Annotated in this window: 12 protein-coding genes and 1 pseudogene; 11 read left to right on the top strand and 2 right to left on the bottom strand. The window is 58.6% G+C overall.

What is annotated here, in order from left to right; genetic code table 11:
- Window positions 1–393 precede the first annotated feature (393 nt).
- From DVH29_RS15340 to DVH29_RS15335, 3 genes are all read left to right on the top strand, one after another.
- On the top strand, window positions 394–1,317 hold the full coding sequence (locus DVH29_RS15340) for a DUF2493 domain-containing protein (protein ID WP_114647065.1): 924 nt from the start codon (window positions 394–396) through the stop codon (window positions 1,315–1,317).
- Between the two features lie 490 nt (window positions 1,318–1,807).
- On the top strand, window positions 1,808–2,107 hold the full coding sequence (locus DVH29_RS16275; protein ID WP_147276135.1) for a hypothetical protein: 300 nt from the start codon (window positions 1,808–1,810) through the stop codon (window positions 2,105–2,107).
- A complete protein-coding gene (locus DVH29_RS15335; protein WP_114647064.1) occupies window positions 2,091–2,417 on the top strand; it encodes a DUF736 domain-containing protein in 327 nt (108 codons plus the stop codon). Before DVH29_RS16275 ends, DVH29_RS15335 begins: the two co-directional genes overlap by 17 nt.
- 123 nt (window positions 2,418–2,540) lie before the next feature.
- Here the strand turns inward: DVH29_RS15335 and DVH29_RS15330 are convergent, their stop codons facing one another.
- Window positions 2,541–3,089, bottom strand: coding sequence for a hypothetical protein (locus DVH29_RS15330; RefSeq protein WP_114647063.1), 549 nt, complete (start codon window positions 3,087–3,089; stop codon window positions 2,541–2,543).
- Between the two features lie 674 nt (window positions 3,090–3,763).
- Here DVH29_RS15330 and DVH29_RS15320 point away from each other — a divergent pair.
- The 8 genes from DVH29_RS15320 (at window position 3,764) to DVH29_RS15285 (ending at window position 13,925) form a co-directional block, all read left to right on the top strand.
- Window positions 3,764–4,456 (top strand): GntR family transcriptional regulator, encoded by a 693-nt coding sequence (locus DVH29_RS15320; RefSeq protein ID WP_158541703.1) that lies wholly within the window; start codon window positions 3,764–3,766, stop codon window positions 4,454–4,456.
- Between the two features lie 10 nt (window positions 4,457–4,466).
- Window positions 4,467–5,471: an aminopeptidase gene (locus DVH29_RS15315; protein ID WP_114647060.1), complete on the top strand. Its 1,005-nt coding sequence runs from the start codon at window positions 4,467–4,469 to the stop codon at window positions 5,469–5,471.
- Window positions 5,472–5,522: 51 nt separating this feature from the next.
- Complete coding sequence (locus DVH29_RS15310) at window positions 5,523–7,418, top strand: TRAP transporter permease (protein ID WP_114647059.1); 1,896 nt, start codon at window positions 5,523–5,525, stop codon at window positions 7,416–7,418.
- The gene (locus tag DVH29_RS15305; protein WP_147276134.1) at window positions 7,415–8,167 is read left to right on the top strand and encodes a maleate cis-trans isomerase family protein; all 753 of its coding nucleotides are present in this window, start codon (window positions 7,415–7,417) and stop codon (window positions 8,165–8,167) included. Before DVH29_RS15310 ends, DVH29_RS15305 begins: the two co-directional genes overlap by 4 nt.
- Before the next feature lie 22 nt (window positions 8,168–8,189).
- Window positions 8,190–9,173 carry a TAXI family TRAP transporter solute-binding subunit gene (locus DVH29_RS15300; RefSeq protein WP_114647057.1) on the top strand — a complete coding sequence of 328 codons (984 nt, stop codon included), beginning with the start codon at window positions 8,190–8,192 and terminating at the stop codon, window positions 9,171–9,173.
- 101 nt (window positions 9,174–9,274) lie between these two features.
- Window positions 9,275–11,362, top strand: coding sequence for a hydantoinase/oxoprolinase family protein (locus DVH29_RS15295; RefSeq protein WP_114647056.1), 2,088 nt, complete (start codon window positions 9,275–9,277; stop codon window positions 11,360–11,362).
- Window positions 11,359–12,903, top strand: a complete 1,545-nt coding sequence (locus tag DVH29_RS15290) for a hydantoinase B/oxoprolinase family protein (protein ID WP_114647055.1) — start codon at window positions 11,359–11,361, stop codon at window positions 12,901–12,903. The genes DVH29_RS15295 and DVH29_RS15290 overlap by 4 nt, the downstream gene beginning before the upstream one ends.
- A gap of 41 nt (window positions 12,904–12,944) precedes the next feature.
- Window positions 12,945–13,925 (top strand): aminopeptidase, encoded by a 981-nt coding sequence (locus tag DVH29_RS15285; RefSeq protein ID WP_114647054.1) that lies wholly within the window; start codon window positions 12,945–12,947, stop codon window positions 13,923–13,925.
- Window positions 13,926–13,934: 9 nt separating this feature from the next.
- On the opposite strand, the pseudogene DVH29_RS15280 reads toward DVH29_RS15285, so the two are convergent.
- A pseudogene (locus DVH29_RS15280) lies at window positions 13,935–14,515 on the bottom strand (IS5 family transposase); the annotation flags it as partial.

The following is a 14,515-nucleotide window of genomic DNA, read 5'->3' as shown; positions in this document are numbered from 1 at the left end:
CCGGCGCTCGATACCCCCAACATCAAGTGGCCTGGTTTTGCGCCGCCCAATGGCCGACTTTTACCCCGCCGTTGACATCGATGCGTCTCCGTCGCATGGAGCGGCCCGTCCTTAGGGCCGCGACCCGGCCTTCGAGAGGGCGAGCACGCCCACAAGCGAGCCGGTCCGGCAATGGCGCCGGCCGGCTATTTTCCGGCGGCGCGAAACTTCCGGCGACAATACGAGATCCGATGCGGCGCCTTTCCATCGCGAGGCAAAATAGCCGGCCTCTGCCATCCTCCGCTTGCGCTTCGGCCCTGCGCTTGACGCTCCGGGTGCCGTCCCGTCTCGCCCGTGGGCTTTCGCCGCCATGAAGGCCGCGAGGGTCGCGGTCCAGATGACGGGAACATTTCCATGACCGAGCACGAACCACATCACGTCTCATCCTCGACCGGTCACGTTCTGACCGAACTTCAACTCTATGGCTGGCGTCCATTCCAGGACGAGCCCGATCCACGGCCACTCCCCGATGGCAACGACGTTGCCGGCGCCATAACCGAGATATTCGACGTTCTTTCCGGAACGCTCGCCGAGACCCGCCTTGAACCCGATCTTGACGACCTGCTCTGGTCCATGGTCAATCTCTTCCATCGGTCCGTCCTGCGCATCGAGCGCCAACTCAACGACAATGAGCAGGGCCAGCGTCGGATCGCAAGCCAGCAGGACGGCACCGAAGTCAAGGCGAGCGAACTCGAGCGCCTGACCGCTGAAGGGCAAACCTTGATCGAACGCCGGGACGCGTTCGAACTGATGCGCGACCTCGCGGCCGAGCATTACGAGCACCAAACCGGTTCTGCCTGGCGCCCACGCGCTGGATCACGGGTCAATCACCGTCACCTGACCTCAGCACTGATCGACAGTCGCGACTTCCTCGCGGCCAGACAAAAAGCAAAATCGGAGGTCATGTTGCCATCGGGTCCAAAGATTGCATTTTCCGGGGGCCTCGACTTCAACGACCATCACCTCGTCTGGAATGTGCTGGACAAGGTCCGCGCCAAATACCCCGATATGGTGTTGATGCACGGGAAATCCCCCAAGGGTGCCGAGTTCATTGCCGCAAAATGGGCCGAGAACCGAAAAGTCACCCAGATTGGGTTTGCACCCGATTGGACCCGGCATGGACGCTCCGCACCATTCAAGCGCAACGACGTCATGCTCGACGTGTTGCCGATCGGCGTTATCGTGTTCCCCGGAACGGGCATACAGGACAATTTCGCCGACAAGGCCCGCAAGCTCGGCATCAAAATCCATGATTTCCGGAAACGGGGTGGCGCGTAAGCGCCCTCTGGGTGTCATCACCGTGCCGAGTTTACCAGACACACGGATAATTTCCCGGAAAGGGAGGTGAGCTCTGCCTGGTCTTGGGAGGTGGAGCTTACGCCAGACGCTGCCGGTTGACCGCGACCGGCGCGCGAAGGTCATGCTGAACCCTTACGTGACGATGTTCAGCCCCGCCTCGTTGCAGGTGTCGAGGTCAATAGGTTTGCACGCTATAATAATGCATGCGCGCAATACCACGGCAGAGACCAAATTTTTCACCCGAACGCCGGTCACCATGATGGCTATGGCCCGCGGCAATAATCGAAACGGCGTTTTCTGAAAGCGGGCCCGCGACGCCTTGCCCAGATGTCCCGCTCAGGGCTTCGGCGAACGCAACGAACGAGCGGAGCTGCATGCCGTGGCGGTACGTTCGCACGACGACGTTGAACCGAAGGATAGGGTAGGGGGATGATGCCGTCGTCGTTCATATCGGAACCTTTCGATATCAATGGCCGCCACAATCCCCTTGACCTTCCGTGTCAAAGCCCGCCCCGTGAGGCCTCTCCAATGGCTTGATCTGGCCCAGGACCGGCTGGCGCCTCGATCGCCTTTGCAACGGCGGCGTCGAAATTTTCTTCCCCTGCCGGCTGCGCCGTCATTCCGCGCGCAACAAGAAAATCTCGCCTTTGCCGTTTCCCCTTCGGGTGCGCCGTCGATCGTCCTGGGCCCGCCGATCGCCATCGAGGCCGCACGGGGCGGGCTCGAAGCTCAAAAGTTCAAGGAGAAAGACAATGGCCACCATCGGTAACTTCAAAAAGACCACCGCCAACGAATACACCGGCGAAATCATGACCCTCAGCGTCCAGGCCAAGAACGTTCGCATAGCGCCTGACGACCGTGCCACAGGTGCAAACGCCCCCACGCACCGCGTGTTTGTCGGTAGAGCCGAGATCGGGGCAGCATGGGCCAAGAAATCAAACGAGGGCCGTGAATATCTGGGCCTCAAGCTCGACGACCCCAGCTTTTCCCATCCGATCTACGCCAACCTCTTCCAGGATGAAGACGGGAAAGGGCACAGCCTCATCTGGTCCCGTCCGAACCGTCGCAACAGCGACTGAAAACCCGATCGAAGTCCCGCCCGCACGCCGGGCGGGGCACACCACGCCCGGCAGCGAACTCTCGCCAGTTCATAAAAACGACGTTCCGTCGGTGCGGCGCCGCGTTCTGTTCACCGCGCTATGCTATTCATCCCGACGAAGCTGCGCTGCCCTGCGCATGAACGCCACGATCTCGTTGCGGTCGGAGTGTTCTTTGGACGACTTCGACGCCTTCGCCTTGCTGCTGGAAACTGATCCCGTGCGCTTGGACTGCTGGGGGCGTTCTTCCGGCGAATGCTCTTGGGTTATGCGATTTTCCGATGGCGCCCCTGTTTCATCGTTCAAATCGTCAGGAACATTGATCATTCTCCCAGTCGCGACGGGCCTCCTGTCCGCCGGTACAGACGGGATTTCGTGACTGGGCTTCGCTTGCTGCTTTCGCCAAACCAGTGACGAAACGTGCCCTCTGGAAAGAGGACGACCATCACTCCTGGCCACCCCGGCCTTGTAGAGCAGGTCGACTATATCGGACCACTCCAGACCGCGCGCCCGCGCCTTTTCAAACCAGACCAGGTGATTGTCCACGACTTTAGCGAGCTTGAGCCGTCGCCCGTGCGGGAGTTGCATGTCGGCGGCGATCGATCGCGCTCCATCGATCAGATTTTCGTCGCTAAGAATGAATCGCTTCGACATGCCAGGACCTCAATCCATCATTTTTGACTGATTTCTGCACTGAACCATATCAACGCACAACAACGCAATACACAGCACAATGACATAGTACGAAGCATTTTAAAGAACGCACACCTGTGCACCTTACGCGCTGGCCGTCGAGCTGGAAGGCCCGTTGATTCAGTCTGCGAGGCCGAGCTTACTCTTCGAGTATCGGATCGCGACCATAGCGCCTAGCAATAGCAGCTTGCGCAGACAAGGATTGCCGCGTTCGTGAAGCGGCCAGATAGACCTGGCGCCTTTCCCGTTTGGGCGTGGGACCAGGCCGATCTCGGCTACCGGCCGGACTTGTAGGCACGAGCATCCGCGATGGTCGCCATGATGGCCGAGGCGGTTATTAGCCGATGCGGCGAATGTTCTGCAACCTCTAGCTGATCTCGCTGTAGCTCGGTGATACTGGCTGCCGGCGCCATCCACATCTTGACCGATGGGGTGGCGTTGCCTTGGCAAGTACTCTTCGGCGAGGTGAGCAAGCCGGCTTTGTTACGGAAGGATTGTAAGAAGAGCGGGCGCGTCCTCAGCTCTTGTACGCCAAAGGGCTCGAGAAAGGCCAATGCGACGGCCACTGAAATATTGTACACCGTCCGCTTGACATGCATAAATCCTTGTGTTTTTGTATACAGATGGGAATGAATATGATCGACAGGTTCGAACACCTGAACAACAAGACAAGTGCTGCTGATTGGGCATTCAATCAGCTTTTCGGCAGCATTGCTGATGGCAAATTTGCCCCAGGCGAGCGAGTGACGGAAACGCAACTCGCAGATATCTTGGGGGTGAGCCGCACGCCGCTTCGTGAGGCGGTACGCCGGCTAGAGGTGGCAGGCGTTCTTGTTCGCTCCCCCGGTCGAGGACTGCGCATAGCCCCAATGTCGGCCAAGGAGATGTGGCGTCTGTCAATGCTCAGGGAGGCGTTGGAAAGCCTTTTAGTGCGGTACGTAGCCGAGCGCTACAGAGAGGGCGAAATCGTACTCGACCGGCTCGAACAGATCGTCGATCACATGAAGGCCATCGATGCCCAAGCCGGACTCAGCTTGTTGTTGCAGTTGGGGCGCGACTTTCACCGCGAGCTAAGCGTACTGGCGGATGATCCACTTACCGCCCGAATGCTCGAGCAGGTGATGGTAAGCTTTGAGCGTTACCGCCACCTGGTCGATCACAAGCAGCACCGCGCATCGGAGATCGTGCGAGAGCACATGTCGCTGATGGCTGCTATCCGAAGCGGAGATGGTGACGTCGCCGGAAAGGAAATCCGCACGCATCTGCAAAATGCTCGATCGCTCTATGGCGAATATTTTGCATCAATGAATACAAATCTAGAAAAATGAGGACAGTTGAATGAAAGATCTGTTGATGATGCGCGGAGCGCGTCGGCTCGTGAACATGTGCGCCAACGTCAAGGCGGGCGAACAAGTTGTCATTGTCACAGACTTTGCCACGTTCGACGTCGCCAAAGCAGTGGCAATGGCGAGTCTGGAGGTCACCGAGAACGTTAACCTGCTGACGATGCCGCCTCGTTCTATCGATGGCGAGGAGCCTTCGGAACCCATTGCTGCTGCCATGGCTAAGGCCGACGTCATCTTCACCCCCGTCCGTCAGTCCATCACGCACACACTGGCGACCAAAAACGCCTTGGGCGCCGGGGCTCGGGCAATCATGCTGACTCAGTACAATCCCGAGATGCTTGTGCGGGGTGGATTATATGCCGATTTTGAGGCTATCGAGCCACTCTGCCGCCGAGTCGGCGAACTGCTGGCTTCTGCCGATCAGGTTCATTTGGTCGCCCCTGGCGGCACCGATCTGCGCCTCAGTGTTAAGGGGCGCCCGTCTAATCCGCACTGCGGGATTGTAAGGCAGTCCGGCGACTTTACCACCGTTCCCAACATTGAAACTAGTTCGTCCCCTGTTATCGGATCGTCCGAGGGCGTGATCGTAGCCGACGCCAGCGTGCCTTATTATGAGATCGGTCTGCTCAAGCAACCCATCCGTTTTGAGGTGCGCGGCGGGCGAGTCCAAAACATCGATGGTGGCAGTCAGGCAACGCAACTCGAAACGCTTTTGCGCAGCCAGAACGCGCCCGAAGTATACAATATCGCTCAGATATCCTTCGGCCTTAATCCCCAATGTCCCATGGAAGGGGTCATGCTGCATGACGAGGGTGTCTATGGCACTGCCCACATAGGTATCGGCACCAGTGTTCTACTGGGTGGGGAAGTGAAAACCCTGACTCATTTCGACGCCCTGATGTGGAGACCGACTCTCACCCTTGATGGTGAGGTCGTGCTCAGGGATGGACGTTGGCTCCTTCCTGAAGCCGATGTCATCCATGCCCAGGCGGCATAATTCCGGTCGAACAGCTTAACCCACTTGTTGGATCGCCCCGCTGGAGGAAAAATGACCAAGATCGACGACGCTGATATCGTCCGGCCACTGGGGCGGCCCCGTTTCTTCGCTCTCATAGCCACAGGTACTGCTGTAATCTTCTCGTTGTTCCAGTTCTACGCGAACGGACTCGCCCTCATCCCGAGCTTCCACCAATACGGTATTCATCTCGGCCTGATGATGATCCTTGGTTTTCTGATCTTTCCCATCTCCGATGGAAAGGTGCCGTTGTTGCGTGTGATCGATGCTGTGATCATAGCGATCGCCATCGGATCTCTGGTTTTTCTGCTTTCACGCTACAATCAGATGGTGTCGCGCTTCGGAATTTTTCGTCCCGAAGAAACGTTCGCCGCGGTTCTGATAGTTCTCGCGGTCATGGAGTTCACACGCCGTGTGGTCGGGTGGCCTCTGTTCATCATAGCCGCGCTGTTCATTCTTTATGCCTATTTCGGAAACTATATCCCCGGTGCATTCGGCCATGCTGGTTATTCCACGACCCGGATCAGCAGTTATCTCATTCTGACCTCCGACGGCATTTTCGGCACCGCTCTCGGTGTGGCGGCGACCTTGATCAGCATTTTCGTGATCTTCGGGGCGTTCCTGAGCGTCACCGGATGCGGCAAATGGTTTATGGACATCGGGAATTGCCTGGCGGGGCGATCAGCAGGCGGTCCGGCCAAGATGGCGGTCGTAGCCAGCGCGCTAATGGGGTCGATCTCGGGTAGCGCCGCAGGCAACGTAGCGACGACCGGCGTCTTCACCATTCCTCTGATGAGCAATTATGGCTACAAACCCGAACAGGCTGGGGGGATTGAGGCCGCGGCCTCGACCGGAGGCATGATACTGCCACCCCTGATGGGTGCCGGTGCTTTCGTCATGGCCGAATTGCTGGGCATTCCTTATTCCACGGTCGCCTTGGCCGCGCTTCTGCCCGCTCTCTTGTACTTCTTTTCGATCCTTATGCAGGTTCACTTCGCGGCGCGCGCGCAAGGGTTGAGCGGATTGAGGCGGGAAGACCTTGTGCCTTGGCGCATTATTGTGACTACCGCCTATAGAGCAATTCCGCTGGTGGTGCTGATTTACCTCATTTTCGTGGTTCAGTACTCGGCGGTCTACGCGGCGTTTTGGTCGATTGGGTCGGTCATCGTCCTCGGGTTGATCAGTGGCGAGTTGCGCCGGGTGGGGAACGTCGTTGAGGCGCTTCGGAGCGCGGCGATCGCCATGTTGCCGATCACCGCGGCCTGCACCGCCGCCGGGATTATCGTCGGCGTTCTGATGCTCACGGGGCTGGGCTTGCGCCTATCGTCGCTGATGATCGGCTTGGCGAGTGGCAATCTACCGATTCTGCTGGTGCTGACCATGATTTCGTCGATCATTCTCGGCATGGGCGTGCCTGCGACCGCAGCCTATATCATTTTAGCGGCGCTCGCCGCGCCGGCACTCGTCGAACTCGGGGTGGATCCGCTCGGCGCGCACATGTTCGTCTTCTATTTCGGGGTAATTTCCAATATCACGCCACCGGTCGCGGTCGCCGCTTTCGCTGCTGCGGGGATCGCGGGTGCCTCGGCGAACAAGGTCGGCGTAGAGGCCTTCAAGATGGGCTTCGTAGCCTTCCTCGTGCCCTTCCTTTTCATCTACGCGCCCGATCTGTTATTGATCGACGCCCAGCCGCTCATGCTGGTGATGGCCCTGTTCTCGGCGACCATCGGGATTACGCTCCTAGCGGCCGGTCTGCAAGGGTGGCTGTTCGACCGAATGTCGGTCATCGAGCGTGTGATCCTCGTCATCACGTCACTTCTGTTCATTTCGCCCGATCTCTGGACCGATCTGGCAGGCCTTGCGATCTCGTTTGGCTTTGCCATTCGCGCCTACCGCCGTCGTCCGGCCAACAAGGAGGTTCAAACGTGAGCTCTACCGTTTCCGATTTGCAAAGCGCGGTTCCCGATATCCGCATCGGGCTAATGGCGCCGCCCCCCAACGTGGTAATGGAGGTCGAATTCCCGCGCTATCTGCCCGATAGCGTAAGCCTTCACACCACGCGGGTGCCTCGCTCCACTCCCGCAGTCACGCGTGAATCTCTGCTTGAGATGACGACCAACGTCGAATCGGCAGCGCGCTGCATAGCCATGGTCGAGCCACAGCTGATCGCTTTCGGCTGTACCAGCGCGAGTTTCATTAACGGGATCGGGTGGGATCAGGATATCGCCCGCCGCATAAGTGCTGCCAGCGGGCTTCCGGCGATCACCACGACCACCGCCATTGTCGAGGGGCTTCGTGCGGTGGGCGCAAAGCGTATAAGTTTGGTCACCCCCTACGTCGACGAAGTTAATCAGGCGGAGATCGATTTTCTCAATGCCAGCGGCTTTGAAGTGATCGACCTGATCACGTTCAATCTCCGCCAAAGCGGGGAAATTGCGCGTGTGCCTTCCGAGGTGATGCGCGAGAGGGTCCTTGCAAACGCGGAAAAGGCTCGAAAGGGCGACGCCGTGTTCATCAGTTGCACAAATTTCCGCACCTTGGATCAGATCGACCGCCTAGAGGCGGCGCTCGAGAAACCGGTAGTTACATCAAACCAGTCCACGATTTGGCTCATCAAGAAAGCGGCAGGTGTCCACTCCATTTGCGAGACGGGAGGTCTACTTCTGAAGGAAAAGTAATTGCTTCATCAAAGGGAGAAAAATGATGAAAGTGAATAGACTATCAAAATTGCTGGGCATCGCCATGCTCAGCGCTGGACTGACGGTAGTCAGTGTTAGCGGTGCTGCCGCTCAGCAGCGCATGACGATAGGAACCGCAAGTTCTGGCGGTGTATTTTTTCCGCTTGGTACCGGCATGGCCGAAGTGCTGAGCCAGGAAGTCGAAGGGGTCTCCTTTTCCGCGGAGTCAACGGGTGGGTCGGCGGAAAATGCCCGTCTTGTCGGCTCGGGTGGAACCAGCATGGGCCTGGCCATGGCCGATGTCGCCTACTATGCGCGTCAGGGCCTGGCAGACTTCGAAGATGAAGGCGCATATGAAGATCTGCGCGGCGTAATGATGATCTATACGCAGATGATGCATCTGATCGTTCCGGCCAACAGCGACATAGAAACCATGGCTGATCTTGAGGGGCGTCGCGTTTCGCCCGGGCCCGCAGGCAGCGGCACTTCTTTCATGACCGACATATTGCTCGATGCGTACGGTCTTAAGGATTCGGTGTCACTCGATCTTCTGACCCATGATCAGCAGGCATCGGCTTTGGGAGACGGTCGCATCGACGCCGCCTTCATGCTCTTCCCTCCCGGAGGTGCGGCGGTGGAAGCCTATGCCAATGCCCATCAGGCGCGCTTTATCCCGATTGACGATCCGGACATCACCTCGACGCTTCAGGAAGAGTATCCCTTCTATGCACCAACACCGATCCCGGCCGGCAGCTACACCGGACAGGACGAAGCGGTCCCCAGCATAGGCGTCTCCGTCGTTCTGGTCGCTCACAAGGATTTGGATGAAGACGTCATCTTCGATGTCACCCGTGTCCTCAACGAGCACCCGGAGCGGCTTGCCGCCTACCATAGCATTGCTGCCTCGATGACGACCGACAATGCCCTGAACGGCATGCCGGTCGAACTGCACGCCGGGGCGGAGCGATACTACCGCGAAGTTAATCATCCTGGGCTGACCCAGTAGCGCCTTGGCGATACAGCTCCCTGTGAGCTGTATCGCCCCTCCGAAACATTTACTGGTTTTCCTCCTGCCGTCAGCGCGGGACCAATCGAACAGGTTACAAAGTGGGTAGTATACGGATCGCCGTCGATATTGGCGGCACATTCACGGACGGGATCGCGTCGGAGCAGGAAACTAACCTGATCTGGGTTGCCAAAAGCCTTACCACGCCGGACGATCCGGGCGAGGCAGTCAGCATTGTCATCGACCAGTTGCTCAACCAGGTTGCCCAGCAATCCAGCACGACCGTCGAGGAAGTGGTGCATGGCACGACACTGGTTACCAACGCCCTGATCGAGCGTAAAGGATCGCCGACAGCGGCCATTCTCACGAAAGGCTTCAAGGATGTTTTCGATATTCGTCGTGAGCTGCGATACGATCTATACGACCTCACTTTTCGCCTGCCGCCGCCCTTGATCCCCGAGGAACGACGGTTCGACATTACGGAGCGAATTTCTGTCGAAGGCGAGATTCTTCATGAAATCGATGATGGCGAGCTCGACCGGTTGCTGGAGTGTATCGACGCTAGCGGAGCCGCCTCGGTAGCCGTGTGTCTCCTCCATTCATATCGTAACGATACCCATGAACGACAAATTGGAGCGTTTTTGAAGCGCGAGCGCCCGGACCTGATGATAAGTTTGTCCTCCGCGGTTGCCCGTGAGATGCGGGAGTACGAAAGGGCATCGACCACTGCGGCCAATGCCTACGTTAAGCCGCTAGTTTCCACTTATCTTTCCGAGCTCGAACGGCGCCTCGACGATCTCAAGATCGGCGCCCCTTTGCGGATCATGTTGTCGAGCGGTGGCTTTACTTCAAGTCAAGCTGCGGCGGAAACACCGATCGCGCTGCTTGAATCGGGACCGGCCGGCGGTGTGATCAGCGCTCTCAACACAGGCTTGGCCGCTGGTGAAGACAACATCCTTGCATTCGATATGGGCGGAACGACGGCGAAAGCAGGGTTGGTTCAGAATGGCAAGCCGAGCACAACGCGTACCTTTGAAGCGGGACGCGTGCACCGGTTCAAGAAAGGTAGCGGCCTTCCCTTGCTCATTACGAGCATCGAACTCATCGAAATTGGGGCCGGGGGCGGCAGTCTCGCCTCGGTCAGCAATCTAGGCCTACTCAATGTAGGACCGGAAAGCGCAGGCTCGGTTCCCGGCCCCGTTTGTTACGGACTGGGCGGAACACAGGCGACCGTGACCGATGCGGACTTGTGGCTGGGTTATCTGGACGCTGAGCATTTCTTGGGCGGCACTATGCGCCTGGACCTCGATGCGACAGGTAGGGCTCTGGAAGATATCGGCACCAGACTAGGTCTTACTGCCAACGATGTTGCATTCGGTATTCACAATATCGTCAACGAGAACATGGCAGGCGCAGCGCGCATCCACATCGCCGAAAAGGGCCACGACCCACGCGACTTTACATTGGTGGCAACGGGGGGAGCGGGTCCGGTTCATGCTGTGGAGATTGCTCGGAAACTGGGCATCAGGCGCGTGCTCTGCGCATCGGCGGCGGGGGCGGGTTCGTGCCTCGGCTTCTTGGCCGCGCCTGTGCGCATAGACCGGACACTGACTCAGACGGATGCAATTGAATCGCTCGATTGGGATGGCCTCATCGCCGACCTTCAAAAATTGGCGCATGACGCAAGAACCGAACTCCAGGGTGCTGGCGCCAACATCGACACCGTCAACTACGAAGTCGATGTCGAGATGAGGTATCGGGGGCAAGGTAACACGGTCAGCGTAAGTGTGCCGTTCGGCTCGCTCGGCAGCGGGTTCGCCCAACCGCTCATCACCCAGTTCGAGGTGGAATACGAAAAGCTGTTCGGCCAAAAAGTCCCGGACGGAACGCCCGAGGCGATCGCTTGGCGTCTCGTGGTGCACGAACATTTGGTCGAGCGGCGGTTTGTTCGGGCCGATCGCCAAAACGTCGACGCCGACGACTCACCGGTGCGCCGACGTAAGCTCTACCAGCCCATTTTGAAGGACTTCGTCGAATGCGGGGTATACGAGCGCGCACGCTTGTTGCCTGGCGTTCATCTGCAAGCGCCGCTGGTGATCGAAGAGGCGGAATCGACGTTGGTCGTCCCTGTACCCGCATCAGTCTCTGTCCGAGACGACTATAGCATTCTTGTGGAGTTGTCGTCATGACCAGTAGCACCCTAGATCCCATTAGCCTCGAAATCCTCTGGACGCGCATGATCAGCATGGTCGATGAGGCGGCGACGACACTTGTAAGAACCTCCTTTTCTCACATTGTCCGTGAGTGCCACGATTATGCGGTGGTGCTGCTCGATGCGGAGGGGCGGTTGCTTGCCCAGTCGACACAAAGCATTCCATCCTTCATCTGCACCCTTCCGGCAACAGCGCGACACATTCTGGCGAAATTTCCCAGACAGACAATGAAGGACGGAGATGTCTTCATCACCAACGACCCCTGGATGGGCACGGGGCACCTGCCGGACATCAACATCATCGTGCCGATCTTTCACAAGGGGGAACTGGTGGCGTTTTCGGGCACCGTTGCACACTCGCCCGATATCGGCGGACGAATCCGCTCGCCAGGAATTCGCGAACTTTATGAGGAGGGATTGCGAATCCCCCCGCTCAGGCTGATGCACGCGGGCGAACGTGATCAGGCGGTGTTCGAGATACTCGAGGCAAATGTCCGCATTTCCAAGCAGGTGCTCGGCGATCTTTTCGCGCAGCTTTCAGCCAACAAGATGCTCGAGAAAAGGTTGCGAGAACTGCTGGCGACGGTCGATGTGGACCTGGCCTCGTTCGGTTACGAAATCCAAAGCAGGGCAGAACAGGCCATGCGCGCAGACATTGCGGCTCTCCCGGACGGCGTCCACTCCTACAAAATGGAGGTCGACGGCTTCGGAGACCCCGTAGTCGTCAACTGCCGCGTCGAGATTTCCGGCGATACGATTACAGTCGATTATACAGGAAGCTCCGAACAATTGGCGCGTGCGATTAACGTGGTGCCGACCTACACTTTCGCTTACACATGTTATGCATTGAAGTGCATCCTGTCGCCTTCGGTGCCAAATAACGAGGGGAGTTTCCGTCCGATCACCGTCAAGGCGCCGGAAGGGTCGATACTTAACCCGCGCTTCCCTGCTCCGGTTGGTGCCCGCGCCATGACAGGGCACCTACTACCACCCGCCGTTTTTGGGGCGCTCTCTGCCACCATTCCTGACCGCGTTCAGGCACCACCGGGGTCGCCTTTGTGGTCATGTCATTTGACGGGCACCAACCACGGCGAACCGTTTGCTTGCCTTTTCTTTCTCAACGGCGGCCAGGGTGCTTCGGCGACTGCCGATGGCTATCCCGCAATTAGCTTTCCCAGCAATCTGGGCAACACCCCCATTGAGGTGCTCGAAACTCAGGCACCTGTCCGGGTTCTGCGTCGCGAGATTAGGCGCGGGACGGGCGGAGCGGGGGCGTCGCGGGGCGGAGACGGGCAGGTACTCGAACTCCAAATTTTGGCCGACGCACCTGTCACGGTCTCGTTCATGGCCAATCGACTTGCGATGCCTGCCGAAGGCCTCGATGGCGGCGAGCCGGGAGCGCCCGGGCAGGTTCTGCTGAACGGTGAAGTGTTTGATCCTCGCGAGATTAGCCTGATCCAGCCCGGCGACTGCCTGACGCTCGCAACGCCCGGTGGTGGCGGATTCGGGGCATGCTGAATGACCGGCATCGGGTACACATTTGAAGGAGTTTATTGCAGATGGCTGTTGAAAAGCTGCCGCTGATGGCGCGAGGCGCGAAGAAGCTGGTCGATGTTTGTGCCAACGTTCAGCCCGGCGAATACGCGCTGGTCGTCACCGACATGCGGCAAGATCCAGCTCTCGCTCAAGCGCTTGCATCCGCTCTTGCCGTCGCAGGAGCAAACGTCCAGATCATGACGACCGATGTGGCAAAGAGCGACTCGGGAGCCGTGCCGGCACCGGTGGCTGCGGCGATGCGGGCGGCCGATGTAGTCTTTACCCCAGTCAGTGTTTCCCTCACCCATACCGAGGCCGTTCGAGAGGCCTGCGCGGGGGGAACGCGCGTGGTGGCATTGACGCAATGGTCGGCCGAAATGATGATGGGCGGCGGTATAGACGCAGACTTCGCCGCCATCGAACCACGGGTCCGCGAGATGGCGCGGATCTGGGACGAAGGCGAGACCGTCGCGGTAACGACGGCGGCGGGGACGGATCTGTCTCTCGACATTCGTGGCCGTCTGGGCACCCCCCATGCCAAGACGGGCATCGTTAGGCGTGGCGAGTTCCACCCGGTGCCAGATATCGAGTCACCAGTTTCCCCTGTGACGGCGGAAGGCGTGATCATTTGCGACGCGAGCATTCCATACTTGGGAATAGGTGTGCTCGACGAACCGGTTTGCGTGAACGTCGAACGTGGCAAAGTAACTTCGATCACGGGTGGACATGCGGCGCGCGTGGTGCGCGAGCAATGGGAAGCATTTGATAATCCAAATGTCTACAACATCGCTGAGATCGGCATAGGAATGAATCCCCATTGCCGGCTTATCGGCCTGATGCTCGAAGATGAAGGTGTTGCTTCGACATGTCATATCGGCATAGGGACCTCGATAACACTGGGCGGGACGGTCACGGCACCGTGTCACTACGACTTCATCATGCATGATCCCACGATTTCGGTTGACGGACGGGTTGTCATGGATGCTGGCGTGCTGCGCATCTAGGCTCAGGACTCATTGATTGATCCAGAAGATGCAGGTTGCGGCGATGCAGATTGCGGACAAGAAGGTGTGGGCGCATCGGTCGTAGCGAGTGTGGATGCGCCGCCAGTCCTTGAGCCTACCGAACATGTTCTCGATTTTGTGGCGCTGGCGATAGAGCACGGCATCGTGTGGGATCGGAATCTTTCGGTTCTTCTTTGACGGGATGCAGGCGGCGATGTCCCGCTTCGCAAGCGCCTTGCGGAACCAGTCGGCGTCGTAGCCTCGGTCACCGAGCAGGATTTTGGCGCGGGGCAAAGCGTCTAGCATCAGGGCAGCGCCTTTGTAATCGCTCATCTGTCCTTCGCTGAGCAGCATGATCAGCGGTCTGCCTTGGCCGTCGCATACGGCATGGAGCTTCGAGTTCAGACCGCCTTTGGTGCGTCCGATACGTCTGGGAACAGCCCCTTTTTGAGCAAGCTGGCTGCGGTCCGGTGCGCCTTTAGGTGCGTCGCATCGATCATCAACTGCTCGGGTTGACGTTGCCCCCAACTTTTATCCAGCGTGACGTAGACTCCTGGAGTTGTTTTGGCCCTGCTGAGCCTGGTGGAAGA

It is taken from the genome of Pelagibacterium lacus (assembly GCF_003345525.1).
In the GTDB taxonomy this organism is placed as follows: Bacteria; Pseudomonadota; Alphaproteobacteria; order Rhizobiales; family Devosiaceae; genus Pelagibacterium; species Pelagibacterium lacus.
The sequence above is the reverse complement of the archived record's forward strand: the minus strand, read 5'-3'. Positions and strand labels throughout refer to the sequence as shown.